Here is a 20,501-nt window from a genome sequence, read left to right on the forward strand (position 1 = left end):
CCACACCCCGAACCCAACACGAGTAAGAATTATGTTGAAGTAGCTGGTAATTCTTATTCTTTAGTAAGCTCTTTCGATTCCGGCCGATCCGGTTCCGAGTCGAGGGGCACCCGTACCAATGAAGCCAATCAATGATTTCCTAACCCGCAACGATCTCCGTTTGCTGGACAATCCATGTGTGAGCCCGGACTTCTGTCTGGACTGGGAGGCCCTGAGCTCCGCCATTAAATCTGGCGAGAGTCTTACGATCCACGATCGAAGCGCATTTTCAACGGCGGCGGGAAATTGGGTCTTGGTGGAAGCGTCCAACGGTGACCACGCTTGGAAGCTTAGCTCTGATTCCGTCAGCAAGGATTCAGCTCCGCTAGAGCCCTGTTTGGAATTTGAAGGCGACTTTTATTTCCCAGCTAGCTTCGAGAACCTGATTCGCATCAAGAATCTCGCTCAGGAGTTTGATGAGAATTGCTCGATATTCCCGACCGCTCGAGGCCAGATCGCACGCAGCACTCTTGGCATCGGAGCTCGCTTCACCACCTTGCATTGGCCCGGCGTGGATTGGGCTATGGCGAATTTGGGAATCGGTGTAACCGCCAACCAAAACAGTATCCCACGCGAACTGGTTTACGATGTGGACGCGATGCTATCTGATTCGCTGGACACGGTGCCATTTCCGTTCATCGGGGCAAACGTTCCCGAAGGGCACCAGGGCCAATCCGTGGAAGGCATGAGCCATGGCTGTGTGATGGCCAAACTCAAGACCGGCTTCCATGCCCACGGCATCAACTGGAGTTTTAATGCGGACCACCAACCGATCGGCGGCAAGTTCGACGTGCGCGAAGACCGACTTGTAGAGGGGTGCTTGTTCGCGTCCTACATTACTTTCGATCTATCCCCAGAGCTGGCCATCACTAAGGTGCCGGAATCTGCTGAAGAGAAGAAGGCCTACGTGAATTCGAACATCGAGAGCTCCTTGGTCGAAAAGGTCGCCCAACGTGTAGCCGATTCCGGTCTGACCGTAGACGAAGACGAACTCAATTCTCTGCTCTGCTACGTCTGGCCCTCCATGGTCAAGATGAAGCAACGCGATGAAAAGTACGCCGCCGCCCGTGAGAAGGCATTTACTACCGCAGTGGGCCGCGAATATCTGCGCGAGCTTTCCATCGACGAGTTGCCAGGCCTGACCACTCCGGAGACTACCGCTGTGATGCTCTCGCTCTGCGAAGCGATGGGTATGCCGGTTAATTTCGTGGCGCCTGCGTTCGGTTTCCAAAAGAACATGCCTTATCCAGACAACGCTAAGCTCAAGACTTTGATCGAGAGCCAGTGGCAGGTCTGCAAAGTGTTCGGCGTTAGCATCGGATTCCACTCTGGATCCGGTAAGTCCTCCGAAAATTACGGTGTGATGGGCGAGGTGACCGGAGGAAATCTAGAGATCAAAACCAGTGGCCGCTATACCTACGAGATGGGTGTGGCTCTTTCCGGTTCCAGTAACGAAGGCGACCAAGCTCTTTGGAAAGATTGGTACCAGTTCACCGTGGATCTCGCCGTGAGTGGAGCTTTCAGTGATTCCGATTCCGAGAAGGCTATGGCTCGTGAGTTCATCGAAACCAGCTTGAAATACGAGAAGCTCTCGACCGATGTTTTCGAGTCGCCTGAAACCGTGCGGGCAGCCTTGGAAGGGCTGACTCCAAGCTCGGAGCACATGCACTGGTTCGAATACAATTTCCTCTACGTTCTTGCCGGCGAAGGAAAGGCCGAAAAATCCGCCCTAGGAGATCACTCGCCAGCTGGTTATCGCCAACGAGCTCGTTTCTACTCGATCAGTGAAGAAGGCCGTTTGGCATTCGCCCGTCGCGTAGCCCTCTACATCGTCGGGCTTGCGAAAGACACCGGTATCGTCGATTCGGATACCTGCGGTTCCGCTGTCGATAAACTGGATAGCTACGATAGCTTCGACGCTTTCTTGTCGGACATCGCCCCCGTCGCGGTTGGCAGCTAAAGCCCGTTTGTAGAGCACGCTGCGCCCCCCCCATTTTGCCGTTCGTTAATAAGATTAATTTAGTTTAGTATGACACGTATTTTGCTAACCACTACATCGTATCAGGATATCCCTGGCGATCATCACAAGATGCTCGAGGAATCGGGTTTTGAAATCATCCGTGAGCGCGGACCTCTAACAGAGGCCCGAATGCTCGAACTGGTTGGCGATATCGATGGAATGATCTGTGGCGACGACGCGATCACTGCTGCGGTCGTTGATAAGGCATTGCCTCGTTTGAAGGTGATTTCCAAATACGGTATCGGTCTCGATAAAATCGATACGGACTACGTGGAAAAGGTCGGCGTGCCGCTCACTTTCTGCCCAGGCGTAAATCACACTACCGTCGCGGAGCACACCTTTGCTCTCATGCTCGCACTCTTCCGTCACTTGGTAGAGGAGGCGAACTATACTCGTGACGGCAAGTGGACACGCCTTTCTGGTCACGAAATCATGGGTAAAACCATTGGTATCGTCGGTTTGGGAAGAATTGGCCGCGAGGTCGCTATTCGCGCTAAAGCCTTTGGCCTGAGGGTAGTTGGTTACGATATTTATTGGCCGGAAGCCTTTGCCGAAGAGATGGGTGTCGAGCGTTTCGACAGCATTGCCGAAGTTTTCAAGGAAGCGGAAATTCTCAGTCTGCACACGAACCTGACGGCCGAAACGGAAAACATGGTTTGTGCGGAGAGCATCGAAACCATGAAGGATGGAGTCGTTATCCTGAACTGCGCTCGTGGCGAGTTGGTTAATCCCAAGGACATGGCTGCGGCTCTCGAATCTGGTAAAGTCGGCGGCTACGGTACGGATGTTTTGGATGTGGAGCCTCCTCCAGCCGATCACGTTTTGCTTAAGGCCAAGAACTGCATAGTCACGCCGCATATCGGATCTCGCACTCACGAGTCCGTGCAACGCCAAGCCGGCATGGCAACTCGCAACTTGCTAAACTATTTCAACGGAAAACCAGCCGAAGCCCAAGCGAACAAAGCTCCCTGGCCCTCCGCTTAAACCCTATTGATCTCAATCATGTCCGAAGTTTTTAAAGTAGTCCAAGAGGAAACTCATAATGCTCTGGTGGAAGCCGCATACAAGCACCGTGGATACTCGGCAGAAGAGTCCGCCTACGCGGCCAAGTTCTCCGCTTACGCCTCCACGCATGGCATTCGCACCCACAACGCCCTCAAGGCCCTGCACCTGGATCACCTATTCGGTTCCGGTTCTCAAGGTTGCGTGCCCGATGCCAAGATCGAAAAATTGGAGTCCCGCTTCGAGGCGAGCCAGACTTGGAATGCCAACAAGAAGCTCGGCCAAGCCACCGCTTACGAGGCTCTCGAAACCTGTATCGAACTGGCTGACAAATACGGTGTGGGCCAAGTGTCGGTAGACAACGCATTCCACTACCTTTGGGGAGGTGGATACGTCATGGAAGCGGCCAAGCGCGGCTACATCGCCTATACTAATTGTACGGCAGCCTTGGCGGAAGTCGTTCCGTTTGGTGGCAAGTATCCGACTTTGGGCACCAATCCGCATAGCTGGGGATTCCCAACCGTGGACGCGGTCGGTTTCCCGATTGTAATTGACTGGGCCACCTCGGTTATCGCCATGGGCCGCGTACAGCAGCTCGCTCGCGAAGGGGCAAGCCTCCCGCCAAACGCAGCAGTGGATAAGGATGGAAATCCCACTACAGACCCGAAGCAGGCAGCCGCGTTGATCCCATTTGGAGCTCACAAGGGCTACGGCTTGAGCCTGATCAATGAAATCGTGGGCGGCTTCATCGGCGGGTCTTTGCCAACTATTCGTAACCGTTCATGGGAGCAGGCGGACGAAAAGCACACCGCCTGTTTCTACTTCCAGGTCATCCATCCGGATGCGGTAAGTTCGGGGGCTTTTGCCAAGAGTCGTAACCAGTCCCAGAACGTGAAGGCCGTGATCGAGGATATTCTCGGACATGGAAATGAAAGTTGCCTGCTTCCTGGCCAGATCGAAGCCGGCGCGGCTAAGAAAACCGCTGCCAACGGAGGTTTACTGTTCACAGACGCTGAGATTGCCGCGTTTAACGAGTTGGCTGAGGAATGTGGCTCACCTGTCTGGGATGCCGATAGCTTCGCCATCGCCAAATCCTAACACAACCTTGCACACAGAATCAAAATGAGCATCGAAATCAAATCTGCTGAATCCTGTAAATACGACATCGTTTCCCTCGGCGAAGTCATGCTTCGTCTCGATCCGGGCGAAGGTCGTGTCCGTACGGCCCGTAGCTTCCGAGCATGGGAAGGCGGCGGCGAATACAATGTAGCTCGCGGGATGCGCAAGTGCTTCGGCCTGCGTGCTGGAGTTGTTACCGCCTTTGCCGACAACGAAGTCGGTCATCTCGTAGAGGACTTCATCATGCAAGGTGGCGTCGATACGTCTTGGATCCAATGGAAGCCTTACGATGGCCTCGGACGCGAAGTGCGCAATGGTCTCAACTTCACCGAGCGTGGATTTGGTATCCGCGGAGCGGTAGGCGTACCTGACCGTGGTTTGACAGCGGCCAGTCAGATGAAGGTGGGCGATGTTGATTGGGAAAAGCTTTTTGGCGAAGAGGGCGTGCGTTGGTTCCACACTGGTGGCATTTTCGCTGCGCTTTCCGAAACTACTCCGGAGTTCGTGATCGAAGCGGTTAAGGCTGCCAAGAAGCACGGAACCATCGTTTCCTACGACTTGAACTACCGTCCTTCTCTTTGGAAGAGCATCGGCGGCCACGCTAAGTGTCAGGAAGTAAATCGTGAGATCGCCAAGTACGTCGACGTCATGATCGGCAACGAGGAAGACTTCACCGCTTGTCTTGGCTTCGAAGTTGAAGGGGTTGACGAAAACATCTCCAAGATCGAAATCGACGCTTTCAAGAAGATGATCGAATCGGCGGTTGCCGCATTCCCGAACTTCCAGGCCACCGCGACTACGCTACGCGCCGTTAAGACCGCTACTGTCAATGACTGGGGAGCGATCGCATGGCACGCGGGCGAATTCCACGAATCCAAGCAATACCCAGAGTTGGAAATCATGGACCGCGTCGGCGGCGGAGACAGTTTCGCATCCGGTTTGATTTACGGATTCCTCACCACTGGCGATCCAGCCAAGGCCGTCAATTACGGAGCAGCTCACGGAGCACTCGCAATGACCACTCCAGGCGACACCTCGATGGTAACCGTCAAGGAAGTCGAAAAGGTCATGGGCGGCGGCGGAGCCCGCGTCGTACGATAAACAATTAACCAAACCAAAGACGCGGGGCATAGCACAGCCCCGCGTCCCTTTTTATTTATGAGCGATTTTCTAGATTCTCTTTTCAACCTTAAAGGAAAAGTCGCCGTCGTGTTCGGCGGTACGGGCGAGCTCTGCGGCGCAATGGCGGAAGGCTTGGCCCAAGCGGGTGTGACGACAGTACTCGTCGGACGTAGCCTGGAAAAGGCGGAGGCGCGCATTGCCAAGATCGAAGCATCTGGCGGCAGCGCTTATTTCGAAACCGCAGACCTTGGTTGTAAGGAATCTATCGGGGAATTGCTGCAGCGTGTAATCGAGAAATCAGGCTCGGTTGATATCGTGATCAATGGGGCAGGGGCCAATTCGCCGACTCCATTCCTCGAGATCTCCTCGGAAGAGTACGACCGGCTCTTCGAGATCAATACCAAGGCGGTCTTCCTTGCTTGCCAAGTGTTCGGCAAGTACTTCCTCGACCGCGGGGAAGGAGGGTCGATTATCAACGTCGGCTCTATGTCGGGAGTTACACCGCTTTCGCGCGTCTTCACCTATTCCGCCACCAAGGCAGCGGTGCACAACCTTTCCAAGAACTTGGCCAGAGAATGGGCTCCCCAGAAAATTCGGGTGAACACCATCGTACCTGGCTTCTTCCCAGCTGAGCAAAACAAGAAGGTCCTCACCGAAGAGCGAGTCGCTCAAATCATGGGCCACACGCCAATGAAGCGTTTTGGCGAAGCCAAGGAATTGGTCGGAGCAACCCTGCTGCTCGCATCCGATACCGCTGGTTCTTTCGTCACCGGGACCGAATTGCTGGTCGATGGCGGCTATGCGGCCATGACCATTTAATAACCCCCTCTTTGTCACTCTCTATGTCATTCATCCACGACGACTTCCTTCTCCAATCGGATGCCGCTCGCGAGTTATTCCATAACTACGCCAAGGACGAGCCGATCCACGACTACCACTGCCACTTGCCTCCGCAGGACGTGGCCAACAATCGCCGCTTTAAGGACCTGGCCGAGATCTGGCTGGAAGGCGACCACTACAAGTGGCGAGCCATGCGTAGCAACGGGGTCTCGGAAACGTACTGCACCGGTGAGGCGGATCCTTACGACAAGTTCCTTGCCTGGTGTCGCACCGTCCCGCACACGCTTCGCAATCCGCTCTACCACTGGAGTCATATCGAGCTGAAGCGTTACTTCGATATCGATGTTATCATCAACGAGGAATCCGCTAAGGACATCTGGGAAGCAGCCAACGAAAAGCTGAAGACAGACGAGTTGAGCGCTCACGGAATCCTCAAAAAGTTTAAGGTCAAGGTCGTGGGTACGACCGACGATCCAGTTGACGATCTTGCCAACCACAAGATAATCGCTGGTCAAGGCCTCGATACTAAAGTGGTTCCTACATTCCGTCCCGACAAGGCTTTGAATGTCGATCAAGCGGAAGCCTTCAACGCTTGGGTCGATAAGCTCGCCTCTGTAGTTGGCAAGGAGATCACTAGCTTGCAGGCCCTTCTGGATGCGCTGAAGGAGCGGCATGATTTCTTCCACGAAATGGGCGGCCGCCTATCGGACCACGGTTTGGAACGGTGTTTCTTCGCCGAAACGTCCGAGCAGGAAGTCGCATCCATTTTTGATAAGGCTCGCGGTGGATCCAACGCGACTCCAGCGGAAAAGGAAGCCTTCGCCTTCTACCTGATGCGCGAGTTCGGCCGCTGGAATGCGGAGAAGAGCTGGACCATGCAGTTGCACGTGGGAGCGATCCGTAACAACAATTCCCGTATGATGCGTAAGCTCGGTCCAGATACCGGCTTCGATTCCATTGGAGATTTCCCGCAGGTCCAAACCATGAGCCGCTTTCTCGACAGTTTGGACTCCACAGCCCAACTGCCGAAGACGGTGCTCTACAACCTTAACTGGGCTGACAATTACGCCATGGCTACGATGTTGGGTAACTTCCAGGATGGCACCGTACCGGGCAAGATCCAGCTCGGCAGCGGCTGGTGGTTCCTCGATCAGAAGGAAGGCATGGAGGCTCAGATGAATGCCTTGTCCAGTCTCGGGCTATTGTCGCGCTTCGTCGGCATGCTTACCGATTCGCGCTCCTTCCTATCGTATCCGCGTCACGAGTACTTCCGCCGCATTCTTTGTAACCTGCTGGGCACCGACATCGAAAACGGGGAGTTGCCTCGTGACTTCGCCCACGTCGGTGGCATGGTGAAGGATATTTGCTTCACAAACGCCTACAACTACTTCGGCGTTAAGTAGATCGCTAGCGGTTCACTTTATACAGGCTCAACCCTTTCGAAGGTTGGGCCTTTTTTCGACGTGTTGAAACGCTTCAGAGACTGGTTTCTGGAAAATTGACAGCTCGCTTGCGAAGGCTACCTTCGCCCCTTCACTGACTATTTCCCTACTTCTTCCAGCCGCCTTTGATGCCTTACAGGCTTAAAAAGGACTTCTCGTCCATCCGATTGCTTTTCCTAAGCCTATCCCTCGCGCTAGGGGTGGCATCTCTTTTAGCGGCCCACTTCATGAGGTCGGCAGAGTCGGACCAGGAGGTGAAGGCCGAGCTTCTGATGTCGCTCAGCATCGATGCGTTTCGCACTATGGAAGAGGAAGAGGCTGTCGATTTTCTGGAGCGAATCTGGCCGGCGGGCGATGTGGATACGGGCTTGGTCGTTTTCATAGCTCAGTCAGGAAAGGCTTTCTCGGAGAGCAGGTTGATTTGGCCTACGGATGGCTTGCAGAGATCTAATCCAGAGTCTTTTCCCGAGTCCATTAGCTCCATGGAGGTCGCAGACGAGAGCTCCTATTATTTTCGTGAAAAGGGTAGTCACTTCCACTGCCAGATATCCTCACTGAGTAAAACGGATGAGCTACTGATTGCACTCGTGCACAGTCCGGGAAATTGGTTTCTGGGGTTGGTTGCTCCGGTCGGGCTCGGAGTCTTTGGTGCTGTTTTCCTCGTATTTTCTTTGTACCAGATAGTCGGGAAGCGTTCTGGGCCGGATCCGTTGGCTTCGAGACTTTTTGGCCAATATAGCGAGTTTACTCAGCTCGTGGATTCCCGCCCGGCCCAGATTTGGATACTCGATCTGGATAAACGAATTTTGGTCGTAAATCAGGCAGGGGCTCAGGCAACGGGGTGCTCCAGAGATGAATTGCTTGGCAAGAGCCTTGAATCGGTGTTGCCCGATGAAATGCTGACCGGATTCGATCCTGAAAAGTCGGTAGTCGAGATTCGAAAACCCATTTTCACGCGTGAGCGAGAATCGCCTTCCGAGGATGAGACAGATCAAACGATCCGAATCGAAAAAATACCTTTGTCCAACGAAGAGGGACGATTGAGCGGGCATGCTGTTATCATATATGATGTGTCCGAACTTGTAGGGCTGCAGGACGTTAAGAGTTCTAACGAGCGTTTAATGCGGCGACTACTGGAAATCGGGAACTGGCAGGCTAGCGATTTCGAGGAACGCATTTTGGCGGGACTCGAGGAGACCTGTGAGATTTTGGGTCTGGAAACGGGAATTCTTTCTGATTTGGACGAAGGGCGATATTGGGTGAGGCAATCCTACACTGCCAATCGAGCGTTTTGCCCAGGGGCGAGCTGGGACATCGAGGACGTTTATTGCCAAATCGTTATCGATTCCCAGAAGCCATACGCCACCAACAACATGAGCCATTCAGAGTGGAGAACTCTGAGGTGCCATGAACGTCTTGCGTGGGAAAGTTACATCGGTGCACCCATTCACCGAGATGGGTGTACGGTGGGTACTATCAATTTCAGTTCACCGAATGCGAGGGGCGCACCTTTCACACAATTCGAGATAGACTGTGTGCTAATGATGGCCAGATGGGTGGAAGGTCTGCTTTCAAGAGAAGCGATCTTGTCTCAATTGCATAGGCGCTCTGAAGAGTTACGTGTAATTTTGGATACCGTTCCTAACTACATTTGGTACAAGGATGACGGCAACTACGTCATCACTGCAAATAAAGCGGCTGCCGAATCAGTGGGGATGACGGTTCAGGAAGTCGAAGGTCTGCATACCAAAGAGATTTTTCCGAATCAGTCCGAACGCTACTTCGCTCAAGATAAGGAAGTAATGGAAAGTGGAGAATCGATTCTGGGCCTGATAGAGCCGTATCAGCCTATACGCGGAAAGTCTCGCTGGATACAGACCGATAAAGTCCCTTATCGTTTTAATGAGAACAAAAAAGGGGTTTTGGCGGTTGCCACTGACATTACGGATTTGCTCGGGAGTCAAGAGGCTCTAGGGGCTGCAGAGCGCCGGTTTCGCATGGCGGTAGAGGGGTCACCGACTGGGATCTTGCTGGTGGAAGATAACCTGCGTATTCAACTTGTGAATAACGAAGTTGAGAGAATGCTTGGCTATGAGCGAAGCGAGTTGGTGGGGTCGCTCGTTTCTGATGTTCTTGGAGACCAAATGGCTGTGGCTTTAGGGGATCTCTTTTCTGGTGAAGCTCCGGAGGAGGGAAAGGTGGTTTACGGGTCCGATGGCGGTCTGGTGGTCGCGACAAAAAGTGGCGGTTCCTTGCCTATTGAGATCTTTCTGAGCGCATTCAACCTTTCGGACGGAATTACGGTGATGATTTCCGCGATCGATATATCTTCGCGTATCGCAGCGCAGGAAGCTCTTCATGAGAGCCAAGAGCTATTTCGTTTGGCAGCGGACGGTGCGAGTGTCGGGATATGGGACTGGTTCGATGTCAATCGTGATGAAGGCTGGTGGTCTCCGAAGTTGTATGAGCTTATCGGGTACACACCAGAGGAGATTCCCGCAAGCCTGTCGGGTATCCAAAAGATCATGCATCCGGACGATGTGGAAAAGACTTTTTCTGCGGTGCAAGATAGCTTGTTGAATGACGGTTTCTATAGCGCTGACTATCGACTGCTTTGCGGGGATGGGGAGTACAGGTGGTTTCTTGGAAGCGGCAAGGTTACCAGGGATAAGTCTGGTGATATCCGAAGGATGACGGGCACAATGCAAGATATCCACGACCGTAAACAGGCGGAGGATTCCCTGATGAGGGCGAACCAGGAACTTCAAAGAGCTAATGAGGAGTTGTCCAATTTTGCTCATTTGAGCTCTCACGACCTTCAAGAGCCGCTTAGGACTATTTCTAGTTTCGTAGGCTTACTCAAAGACGATTATAGCTCTCTGTTTGATGAGGTTGCCGCTGGTTACATGGGCTACATCTCCCAAGGTGTGACCCGTTTGCAGAATATGATCAGGAGTCTACTCAGGTATAATGAATTGGACTTCAAGAAAGGGGCGGCATCAAAGTTTCCGATTATAGAGGCGATTGACATGGCTATGTTAGACCTCAAGGCCAGCATGGAAGGTGTGAAGGTCGAGAGCTTCCTTGACGAGGATTTACCACTTGTTACAGGAAACGTGACGCAAATATCCCTCGTTTTTCAGAATTTGTTCAATAACGCCATCAAGTTCAACAAGTCGCCAGAGCCTTGTATCACTGTATCCGCTAAAGTCGTTCCTTATACTGAACTAGGTGAAAGGTCTAATAGGGAGGTAGACCACCTAGTAGTTGAAGTCCAAGACAACGGTATCGGAATAAGGGAAAGGTACCAAGACCGTATTTTTTCGATTTTTCAAAAGCTGCATCCAAGTGATGAATACGAGGGGAGCGGCATTGGTTTATCCATGGTACAGAAGATTATGGAGGGCCACAAGGGGGCCGTTTGGTTAAAATCGCGTGAAGGAGAGGGGAGTTCGTTCTATCTGGCCTTCCCATTTGACGCTTAGGGTTGTCTATTACTTTAATTTGAGTAATGTACGCTCCTGTGAATCCGATAAATACTAACGACGACTACCAATTCTAAGGTGTGTGTTATGACTGATACAATAAGAGCAATCGAGATACTGCTTGTAGAAGACAACGAAGCGGACATCCGCCTTACGCAAATTGCGTTAGATCGTTCGAATCTTGAGCACAATCTTAATGTCGTAAAGGATGGCGAGCAGGCAATAGCCTATCTCAAGGGTGAAGAAGGGTATGACGAGCGGGTGGAGCCTGATCTTGTTCTGCTCGATTTGAACCTCCCCAAAGTGAACGGATCCGAGGTCTTGAAGGATATTCGGGCTACCGAGGCCCTCAAAGATTTGCCCGTTATCGTTCTAACGACCTCGGACGCGGACAAGGACATATTCGAGAGCTACGAGCTGCATGCTAATTGCTATTTAACCAAGCCAGATAGCTTAAACCGGTTCATGGATGTAGTTGAAATGATCAAGGACTTTTGGACCAAAGCGAATACTCCCCAGACCGACGAGGTTAAGTTGGCTGATTAGATTCCGACCATTGCCGACCGGTTGCCGTACCGGCGGTTCAGAAGTTGAATCTTACGATTCGAAAAAATCAGAGGTTGATCGGTCGGAACTTGGCGGTGCATATTTGCAATGTATGGAATATGTCCCCGAGCAAAATCGATATCAAACCCTTGAATACAACCGTTGTGGCAAGAGTGGTCTCAAGCTTCCACCCTTGTCACTGGGCTTGTGGCACAATTTTGGGAGCGAGGACGATTTCTCCAACGCCAGAGAACTAGCCCTCTACGCTTTCGACAATGGCATAACCCATTTCGATCTAGCCAACAACTACGGTCCCGTTCCGGGAGCAGCTGAGACTAATTTTGGCCGTATCCTTGCTGACGATCTCGCTAGTTACCGTGACGAGCTGATCATTTCGTCGAAAGCAGGTTACCTGATGTGGGATGGCCCCTACGGGGATTGGGGGTCCAAGAAATACCTGGTAGCCAGCTTAGATCAGAGTTTGAAGCGTGTCGGAGTCGATTACTTCGACATCTTTTACTCGCACCGACCTGACCCTGAAACGCCTATTGAAGAAACTGTGGACGCCCTGGAATATGCGGTGAACTCAGGTAAAGCTCTCTATGTCGGCATTTCCAACTACGATGCAGATCAGACCGCTGCTGCCTACGCTGAACTGAAAAGCAGAGGTATCCGCTGTCTCATACATCAACCACGCTACAATATGATCGACCGCCGGCCTGAGGCTGGCTTGTTCGACCAGCTCGATTCTTTGGGGATGGGGGCTATTGTTTTTAGTCCTTTGGAGCAGGGAATTCTCGCGGGGCGCTATCTTGATGGGATACCCGACTCCTCTCGCGCAACCAAAGGCGTATTTCTCAACGAGGAGAAAGCTCTGTCGTATCAAAAGCTTTCGAGGAGTCTAAACGAGATTGCGCAAAGTAGGGGGCAAAGCCTTGCCCAAATGGCCATTGCTTGGGTCTTGAAGCGGCGAACGGTGTGTTCAGCTCTCATCGGAGCTAGCTCGACCCGCCAAATCCAGGAAAATTTAGCCGCTTTAGAGCGGCTCGACTTCAGCGTAGAGGAACTGGCGGCGATCGATAAGGTGATCAAAGATCACCAAAGCTAACCCTTAGGACATGATACGAGGAGTTTTACTCCTCGTCATTCTCCTCTTCGTCTGCCTCGGCGTCGCCGAGTTGGACAAGCAGGTGTTTTGTCAGCTTGATGTAGTCCTCTGCCAAGTTGATTGAGGCGTCCTGTTTTGACATCAAAACAGTTGGTATCCCAAGCATGACTGCTCGACCTACGGTAACGGAGTGGCGTACCAAGTCCGGGTAGATGTGGGTCTTTTCGGATACTTTTCCTTGGGTTTTGAAGCGGTCGATCTGCGAGTTAAATCGCTCCAGCGGCACGTGGATTTTGGTCCCGGGCTTCACGGCGTTAAGAGCGATACCGATGATTTCGGGGATGGGAGCGTCGAGCTCTTTGCGTTCCGTGGCGGTATCCGATTTAAAACGGGCCAACTTGTCTACTAGCAGATGGAATCCGATGATGCTGAGCGCGTCCGGATTCGATGGAACCAAGACGTGGTCAGATGAGAATAAGGCACACTGGGTGGTGTAGAAGAAATTAGGCGGGCAGTCGAATAGGATGAAGTCGTAATCGTCTTCGATCTCTTTGAGAGCTTCGTGGAAGCGCACGTAGAAAGGCTTTCCCGGAATTTGGGGTACTTCGTGCTCCAAATCCATCAGCGAGAAGGAGGCTGGGCAAAGATCTAAGCGAGTGAGCATCTCGTCGCCTTCCGAGTCGCGAATGGGGCTCTTCTGAATGCAATCAGAAATTTTCGATTGTGGGTCCTTGAAGAGGTTAAGCAGGAATTTCTCCGGACTCTTGTTTAAGCTGTTCCATCGATCTAGTCGCATTAGCCAGATGCTGGCGTTGCTTTGGGCGTCGAAATCGACCACTAGGACGCGTCGACCCATGTAGGCGAGGCAGGCGCCCATGTTTACCAGGAGCGAGGTTTTTCCCACTCCGCCTTTGATGTTAAGAAAGCTAATCTTTTGAGCCATGCGATTTAGTGGATCGTCGGATAGCATCCCAGAATTCACCGGCTCGCAAAAGAAAATGCCTAAGCCGATTTCTTTAACATTTCTTTAATTCAGAGTGTGTCGATCAGTTGTTTACAGTTTTATTCGGTGTAAGTTAGATAGTTTTTAAGATGTCAGATACGGAGCGACAGGGATCGATATACGGCGAAATGGCCGAAAGGCGTAGCCGCAGCGAAGAACTACAGTCCAAGGCGGAGGAGATGGGCGTGCCCGTTTTCGTTCCTGATTCCGTTTCGGAAAGCGCTTCGGAAGTGGAAGAAAACTACGAGATAGTCTCTGAGGTCGAGATCTCCGAAGTGAATGACAGCGTTTCCGATCCTGAGCTCGAAGAAGTTGCAGTTGATGCTTTGCAGGATGAGCAGGAGTTGCCCGAACCCCAGACAATTGAAAACGAGATGGTTCCGGAAACGGATCTTGTTGTTCCCGCGGATCCAGATCCAGTCATCGAAGACATCGTGGAACCAGCTTCCGATGCAGAGCTGGAACTCGAAGTAAACTCGATTGGCGAAGAAACGAGCTATTTCAGTGATCTAGATGAGGAACTTCCTAAAGAGCAGAGTTCGGAGCTTCTAGAAGCAACCGAAGAGGTAGAACAAGTTTCAGCTATTTCCGAAGAGCTCGGAGTGAGCGAAGAGATAGCAACAGCGGAGGTTGCTGACGATTCAGTTGAAGAGCTAGATCTCCCTGCCGCCGAAGAGCCTGAAAGCGTGGCCGACGAGGAGGTCGCATCTTTTGAAGTTGATGCCGAACCGCTGGAAGTTGAATCAAAAGCACCAGAAGCTATCGATTCAGATCCGGTAGAAGAGGAGACCGTTTCGGCAAATGATGACATCCAAGAGGAGGCTGAAGCTCCTGCGGTAGATGAAATCGAGGCCATCGGAGATCCTGAACCAGTTTCCGAAGAGGCAATCTCGGAAGACATTCCAGATGAGATATCCGATGAGGAGCCAAAGACTCCTGAGCAATTAATTGGAGAGAGCGTCGACTTGCTAGGAGACGCTCCTGAAATGATCGAGGATAGCGATGTTCGCCGTGTTGCAGAAGACATCGTAGACAAGATTGGCTCTGTGGTGGACATCCATAATTTGCCGAAGACGCAACCCTCTCGAGTGCTATCCAAGGTAGCCAAGGCTCAAGAAGCGGAAAAAGGCGGATCTGAGGAGAAGGTTGAACTGCCGGTTGTTGAGAAAAAGACCGAGGCGAAAGCGGAAACCTCTTCTGTTCCACCGAAGAAGAAGCGAAAGAAAGTCTCGCTGTTGGATAGTTATTTCAAGGGGCTTTAGGGAACCGCTAGTACTTTAACTCTCGTTCCAGAAACCGCTTCAGCTCTGGTGAGCGAGGATCATCGAATATTTGGGAACTCGAGCCTATCTCGGCTACTTGGCCTTGAGCCAAAAAGGCTACATGTTCGCTGGCTCGTTTTGCGAAACCCATTTGGTGGGTGACGATTACGCACTCTTTTCCCAAGTCGATAAGCTCCTCGATCACGTCTAGGATTTCGGCGCTCATCTCTGGATCGAGGGCGGATGTCGGTTCGTCGAAAAGGATTAGTTTAGGATCGTGGGCCAAGGCTCTGGCGATGGCGACACGTTGGTTTTGTCCTCCCGACAGCTCGGAGGGCTGCTTTTTTCCGTGGTCCTCTAGCCGGAAGCGGGCGAGTAGGGTATTGGCCTGCTCGATAGCCTCATCTTTTGAGAATCCATGAACTTTCTCCAAGGGGAGCGTTATGTTCGTTATCGCATCGAGATGCGGGAAAAGATTATAGGACTGGAACACCACGCCTATGGTCTTTCGATAGGCACGCAGATCTCGCTCTTCCGATGGAATCGGATATCCGTCGATTGCGATTTGGCCAGAATCGAATGTCTCCAGCCCCGCGATCATTCGTAGAGTGGTAGACTTTCCACCTCCCGAAGGTCCGATCAAGGTGAGGCACTTGGTTTGGTCGAGGGAAAGGCTCACGCCCTTGAGAGCCAAGTGTTCCCCGTAGCTTTTCTTTACCGCCTTTAGCTCCAGTTTCATGAGTCGAAGGAAAGTCGTTTCTCTAATCGGCGAGATAGATGAAAAATGGGTAGAGTGAGGATCAGGTATCCGAGCGCTAGCGGGAAAAAGCTTTCGAACGCAGATAGGGTGGAGGTATTCACTTCTTGGGCATTTAAAGTAAATTCTCCAATGGCGATGATGGAGAGCAGCGAGGAATCCTTGATGAGGTTTGCGAATTGACCTGCTAGGGCGGGAAGACTCCGGTTTAGCGCCTGGGGAAATATGACATATCGAAAACTCTGGTAGGGAGTAAATCCGATCGATTTAGCGGACAGAAGCTGGGAGCTTCCGACTGACTCGATGCCCGCTCTAAAAATTTCGGATACGTAGGCTCCGCTGAAAAGAGAAAGTATTAGAATACCAACTACGTAACGGTTCTCGAGATGAACGGCGTCTGCGAAAACGTAGAAGATCAATAGAATTTGTACGAGGAGTGGCGTTCCACGGGTGATTTCAACGTAGAGCTTAAAGAAGTAGCGTAGGGGAAGTATCCTGCTTCGTGTTGCTAAGGCTGAGATCGCTCCTATCAAGCAACTCGCAAGGAGTGCAGCGGAAGAAACCCAAACCGTGATCAACCATCCCTCGAGGAACTTGGTTTTGTATTTGAAAACCGATGACCAATTCCAGTGGTACTCCAGCGAGGCAAAGGCGGCAAATGCTAAGGAGCAAAGGAGTGACAGTGCAATTAGGAAGCTAAACGCCTGAGCCAACGCATTTAGCTCTTTCCCTTTGCCTTGAACGAGAAGCGATTTCACCTCTTAGAAAAAGAAGGGGTAGCCCATTTCTTGGAATGCTTTCTTTTCCTCCGATAGGTAGCGGTCTCCCAGCTCGTCGAAGCCACCGGCTTGCTTGTACTCGGACAAGAATGCATTTACCGAATTCAGAAGCTCTTCATTTCCTTTGCGAATCCCGATGGCCCAATGCTCGGTTTTGAAGGGAGCAAGAATGGGTTTCGTCGTTTCGGGGTGGCGTTGCCAATTTCGGTAAGTCGACATTTGGTCGTAGATGAAAGCGTCTGCCTTGCCTTGAGTTACTTCGACTACGGCGGCTGTTTCTTTTTCCAGCGGCAGGATTTGGGCCTGTTTGATCGAGTCTATCGCAAAGAGATGGCCCGTCGTGCCTTGTTTGACGGCTACCGAATTTCCTGCTTTGTCCAGCTCTTCGATGCTTTTGATGTCAGAGTCTTTGGATACGAGGAGACAAAGTCCCGTTTCCAGGTATGGGTCGGAAAAGTCGATTGATTGAGCCCGTTCCTCCGTGGCGGTCATAGAGGAAATTATTAGATCTATTTTTCCTGTTTTGAGGGAAGAAATAAGTCCGGCAAAGGCTATGTTCTCAATGCGAACGGGACGTTCGAGATATTCTCCTAACGCTTTGGCTAAATCAACACTTACGCCAGCAGGTTGATTGTTTTGATCCGACATCTCGAATGGCGGGTAAGACAATTCCATGCCGACCACAAGAGTTGGGTCTTCGGGCTTTTCTCCGCAGGAAACGAGTAGCAGACTGCAGGCGAGGGCGGTGAGAATTCGGTTCAACATCTATCTAAATGGTGTGTGGACTCTATCGTCTCCTCCAAAGTGTCGCTTGGGCAATGCTGTATTGATTTTTTCGGGAGTGTTCGCGGATGAGGAAAGGCATATCTAGAGCTTCTATCTCTTCGAATTCAGGTTGCAGTATTTTCTGAAGGCTTTGGTAGCTGCGGACTGGCGATCCCTCCTTCTGAAAGCCACCGAGCCATTTATCGCGAGGCGTAAACTCTTCGAGCCAAGTGTAGGGTGATGTGATTGCGAGTATACCATCAGAATTTATCAATGAAGCGATGGAGTGCAGGCATCGCGCCGGATCTGGCAATCGATCGATCAGATTCGCCATTAGCACAAAATCGAACGTACCGAGATCGTTGCTCAGATTCATGGCGTCCCCTTGCTGATACCTCAAATGAGTCGGTCGAGCGGCATTTGGACGATGAAGGGATATCGACGTTGTGAGATCTCCCTCTAGCGCAATCTCGACATCTGCGGACTCACCTTCCTGCATACGTTTTGCTGCTTCAATCAGACCGTGGGAGAAGTCGATCCCAATAGTCTCTTCAAAATGTGCAGAGAGTTCGCAGGAGCTACCTCCCACCGCGCATCCCAAGTCTAGGGCTCTCCCTTTCGAAACGGGATGTCGCAAGGCCAACTGTCCGCACCGCTGGGGGAATGAGAGGGACTCGGGAGGACCTCTAAAATGTTCTGCTTCACCATAGTGGAAGAGCAGGTACTCGGAGATTATCTTATCGGTCTCGTAATAGCTGTCGGTACGGGTCATATCTTACGGAAAGAGACTAAGGGGAAGGTAATTCTGTTAAATCGTCTTTTGGCGAATCAACGAGGGGGCGATTAGCGATATTGCGGACGAGCTTTTTGAAATAAATTGGAAAAAAGTGAATTTGCGGCTAAGCTTCCGGAGCATGTCCAATCCGTACTCAACTCGTTGAAGATTAGGACGATTGGTAAGCCTAAAATACCCATGAGTCTCCCAGATATTTCCGACGATCAGCTTACTACGCTCACTTCAAACGCCATTTCCAGCGTCTTCGAGACGATGCTCGGAAGCGAGGTCGCATTTCAAAAGTCTTGTGACTATTCCGGCATGAAGGCGCCTTTCCCCGACTTAGGCGGAGAGGAGAAGAAAATGATCTTTGTCGGTTCGGTAGGGTTCGTGGGCAATGTAAATGGACTGGTTTACCTCTACATGAAGTCCTGCTTTGCGGAGCGTGCAGCTGGAAAAATTACTGGTTTGGAAGGGGATGAGCTCGATTTTGAAATCGTATCCGATGTGTGCGGTGAGTTGACTAACGTCTTTGCTGGAGGCTTCAAAAATGCCTTGGCGGACATGGGCTACAACTCCGTACTCACCATCCCGACGGTATTGAGTGGCGATGAGCTCTACATTTCCACGCTAGGGGTGGTGAAGCATTTGCGACACAATTATCTCTCAAACGGCGAGGAGATTGTGGCGGATCTCGTTTTAGCTGAGACTAAGGACTAGAACGGTTTCTCAGTGTCTCAATCCTGAGCGTTCGAGACCGGTACTCCCTTGAGAGTGCTTGAGATGAAGGGGATCAATTCCTTTTTGCGGCTTACGACTCCCTGGAGATCGTAGATGCTGCCTTGTTCTACGGCGGGGTAAGATATCCGTTCGATGAACTCGTTGTCACCCGCCACCAGTAGAAGTGAATTATGGCGATTGATATCGGTGACGAGCATGCAAGCGAAGGCGATGTCCTCTTCTGCGGTGAAGGAACGCAGGGCGCTCAAAAGCTCTTCAGACTTATCCCAGAAATTCTGGAAGCCAAGCTCCTCGATTTGAGATACGGAGAAGCGAATTCCGTTTTCTTCGTAGAACTTCTGGTCCGCTACGATAACCTCGGCAGGTTTCATGGAGAGGATCACCGAACCACTTGAGAATAGCTCTTGCGCTAGATCGTTAGCCTTTAGTTGGGCGATTTCTTCGAGCCATTCGATGATGTCTGCATCCTTGGAGGTCGCGGTCGGACCTTTTAGATTTAAGGTATCCGTGATGATTCCGCTCATCATGATGCCTGCGATCTCAGCACTGGGTTCGATTCCGCTGTTGCGGAAGAGATTTGCTACGATGGTGCAGGTTGAGCCGACCGGGTCGTTTATGAAAAGGATGGGCTGTTGAGTGGTGAGGGAACCGAGCCTATGATGATCGATCACTTCCTTGATGTTCACCTCGCCGGCTCCGGGTACGGCTTGTGTCATCTCGTTGTGGTCTACGAGTACCAAATTCGTTTTGTTCGGCTTCAGGACATCGGTTTTTGTGAAAAGGCCTGCTAGTTTGCCGGTATCCTCAGTAACGAAGAAGGCCTGCGCGTTCGAGCTAGCGATTCTGCGGCTGACTTTAGCCAAACGATCGGCTGGAGAAAATTCCACATAGCTTTTTTCGACCAATGGCATTATTTTCGAAGCGGTACGAATTGCCCAAGCGGTGGTCGCTGAATCGTAGGGGCTAATTATCAAGGAGACCCCATTGGCACGAGCTTGGTCGATGACCTCTTGATCGACTCCCAATCCGCCTGTGATAACGAGGAGGCGAACTCCGATCTGGATGGAGCGTTGCTGGATGTCCCAACGGTCGCCTACGATGATGATGGTTTGATTCGCTTGGATGGCGTCGGAGCCACTAAATTTCCCAAAGGAGCGGATATCCATCGCGCCGATCTTCACGTACATATCCTCCAGCGAGTCGCCCTCCCGGATGTTTTTGACATCGGCCTGCAATGCTCGAGCGACATCGTTTATGCTCGTAAATACATGCCGCATCGAACGCGGCTCGTTGAACTTTGGGATAAAGTAGTCTCCCATCTGGAAGATGGAGATGTAGCCTTTCAGAAGGTCGTTGTCATCGACGACGGGCAGCACTCGAACATCGTGTTCGTCGATTAGTTGGAGAGCCTCTGACATGGTCGCCTCCTCGTTTACCTTGACCACTCTTCGCACCATTATGTCACGCACGCGTGCGGAGACGTCTCCCAAGAAGAGCGGAGTTGGCTGGTTAAACTTGGAGAGGATGGTATCGATCCGAGCGTTGGTATTGCCGCAACGTGCTGGGATGTACCCTTTTTGTCCGCTAAGGACTTTGAAATTGGCGTAGGCTATGGCAGAGCAGATTGCATCCGCGTCTGGGTTCTTGTGGCCTATTACGTAAGTAAGTTCTTGGTCTTCGGGCTTAGGCATGGTTG

At 51.7% G+C, this 20,501-nt stretch carries 17 protein-coding genes; 11 read left to right on the forward strand and 6 right to left on the reverse strand.

Annotated features, from left to right (window positions below; all coding sequences use genetic code 11):
• Positions 1 to 118: 118 nt before the first annotated feature.
• The 9 genes from H5P27_RS04345 to H5P27_RS04385 all read left to right on the forward strand — a co-directional run bounded on the left by H5P27_RS04345 (position 119) and on the right by H5P27_RS04385 (position 12,723).
• On the forward strand, positions 119 to 1,999 hold the full coding sequence (locus H5P27_RS04345; protein ID WP_185659152.1) for a tagaturonate epimerase family protein: 1,881 nt from the start codon (positions 119 to 121) through the stop codon (positions 1,997 to 1,999).
• Positions 2,000 to 2,068: 69 nt separating this feature from the next.
• A complete protein-coding gene (locus H5P27_RS04350) occupies positions 2,069 to 3,043 on the forward strand; it encodes a phosphoglycerate dehydrogenase (RefSeq protein ID WP_185659153.1) in 975 nt (324 codons plus the stop codon).
• 18 nt (positions 3,044 to 3,061) lie between these two features.
• The gene (locus H5P27_RS04355) at positions 3,062 to 4,159 is read left to right on the forward strand and encodes an Ldh family oxidoreductase (protein ID WP_185659154.1); all 1,098 of its coding nucleotides are present in this window, start codon (positions 3,062 to 3,064) and stop codon (positions 4,157 to 4,159) included.
• 24 nt (positions 4,160 to 4,183) lie between these two features.
• Positions 4,184 to 5,281 carry a sugar kinase gene (locus H5P27_RS04360; RefSeq protein ID WP_185659155.1) on the forward strand — a complete coding sequence of 366 codons (1,098 nt, stop codon included), beginning with the start codon at positions 4,184 to 4,186 and terminating at the stop codon, positions 5,279 to 5,281.
• Between the two features lie 57 nt (positions 5,282 to 5,338).
• The gene (locus H5P27_RS04365) at positions 5,339 to 6,121 is read left to right on the forward strand and encodes an SDR family oxidoreductase (RefSeq protein WP_185659156.1); all 783 of its coding nucleotides are present in this window, start codon (positions 5,339 to 5,341) and stop codon (positions 6,119 to 6,121) included.
• A gap of 23 nt (positions 6,122 to 6,144) precedes the next feature.
• Positions 6,145 to 7,545, forward strand: coding sequence for a glucuronate isomerase (gene uxaC / locus H5P27_RS04370; protein WP_185659157.1), 1,401 nt, complete (start codon positions 6,145 to 6,147; stop codon positions 7,543 to 7,545).
• Positions 7,546 to 7,784: 239 nt separating this feature from the next.
• Positions 7,785 to 11,069, forward strand: coding sequence for a PAS domain S-box protein (locus H5P27_RS04375; RefSeq protein WP_185659158.1), 3,285 nt, complete (start codon positions 7,785 to 7,787; stop codon positions 11,067 to 11,069).
• Positions 11,070 to 11,156: 87 nt separating this feature from the next.
• Positions 11,157 to 11,615 (forward strand): response regulator, encoded by a 459-nt coding sequence (locus H5P27_RS04380; protein WP_185659159.1) that lies wholly within the window; start codon positions 11,157 to 11,159, stop codon positions 11,613 to 11,615.
• Positions 11,616 to 11,727: 112 nt separating this feature from the next.
• Positions 11,728 to 12,723, forward strand: coding sequence for an aldo/keto reductase (locus tag H5P27_RS04385; RefSeq protein ID WP_185659160.1), 996 nt, complete (start codon positions 11,728 to 11,730; stop codon positions 12,721 to 12,723).
• Positions 12,724 to 12,748: 25 nt separating this feature from the next.
• Here H5P27_RS04385 and H5P27_RS04390 read toward each other — a convergent pair whose 3' ends face one another.
• Complete coding sequence (locus H5P27_RS04390; RefSeq protein WP_185659161.1) at positions 12,749 to 13,666, reverse strand: ParA family protein; 918 nt, start codon at positions 13,664 to 13,666, stop codon at positions 12,749 to 12,751.
• A gap of 149 nt (positions 13,667 to 13,815) precedes the next feature.
• Between H5P27_RS04390 and H5P27_RS04395 the strand changes: the two genes are divergently transcribed.
• The gene (locus H5P27_RS04395; protein ID WP_185659162.1) at positions 13,816 to 14,988 is read left to right on the forward strand and encodes a hypothetical protein; all 1,173 of its coding nucleotides are present in this window, start codon (positions 13,816 to 13,818) and stop codon (positions 14,986 to 14,988) included.
• Positions 14,989 to 14,995: 7 nt separating this feature from the next.
• Here H5P27_RS04395 and H5P27_RS04400 read toward each other — a convergent pair whose 3' ends face one another.
• The 4 genes from H5P27_RS04400 to H5P27_RS04415 are packed head-to-tail and all read right to left on the reverse strand — an operon-like array spanning position 14,996 to position 18,061.
• Positions 14,996 to 15,727 (reverse strand): amino acid ABC transporter ATP-binding protein, encoded by a 732-nt coding sequence (locus H5P27_RS04400; protein ID WP_185659163.1) that lies wholly within the window; start codon positions 15,725 to 15,727, stop codon positions 14,996 to 14,998.
• Positions 15,724 to 16,503: an ABC transporter permease subunit gene (locus H5P27_RS04405; protein WP_185659164.1), complete on the reverse strand. Its 780-nt coding sequence runs from the start codon at positions 16,501 to 16,503 to the stop codon at positions 15,724 to 15,726. Before H5P27_RS04405 ends, H5P27_RS04400 begins: the two co-directional genes overlap by 4 nt.
• Before the next feature lie 3 nt (positions 16,504 to 16,506).
• Positions 16,507 to 17,289, reverse strand: a complete 783-nt coding sequence (locus tag H5P27_RS04410) for a transporter substrate-binding domain-containing protein (RefSeq protein WP_185659165.1) — start codon at positions 17,287 to 17,289, stop codon at positions 16,507 to 16,509.
• Positions 17,290 to 17,311: 22 nt separating this feature from the next.
• Entirely contained in the window at positions 17,312 to 18,061 is a 750-nt protein-coding gene (locus tag H5P27_RS04415) for a putative 4-mercaptohistidine N1-methyltransferase (RefSeq protein WP_185659166.1), read from the reverse strand.
• Between the two features lie 201 nt (positions 18,062 to 18,262).
• Here H5P27_RS04415 and H5P27_RS04420 point away from each other — a divergent pair, with 201 nt between their 5' ends.
• A complete protein-coding gene (locus H5P27_RS04420) occupies positions 18,263 to 18,784 on the forward strand; it encodes a chemotaxis protein CheX (protein ID WP_185659167.1) in 522 nt (173 codons plus the stop codon).
• Between the two features lie 17 nt (positions 18,785 to 18,801).
• On the opposite strand, the gene H5P27_RS04425 is transcribed toward H5P27_RS04420, so the two are convergent.
• Positions 18,802 to 20,496, reverse strand: coding sequence for a putative manganese-dependent inorganic diphosphatase (locus H5P27_RS04425; RefSeq protein ID WP_185659168.1), 1,695 nt, complete (start codon positions 20,494 to 20,496; stop codon positions 18,802 to 18,804).
• Positions 20,497 to 20,501: the final 5 nt, after the last annotated feature.

Source organism: Pelagicoccus albus (assembly GCF_014230145.1).
GTDB lineage: Bacteria > Verrucomicrobiota > Verrucomicrobiia > Opitutales > Opitutaceae > Pelagicoccus > Pelagicoccus albus.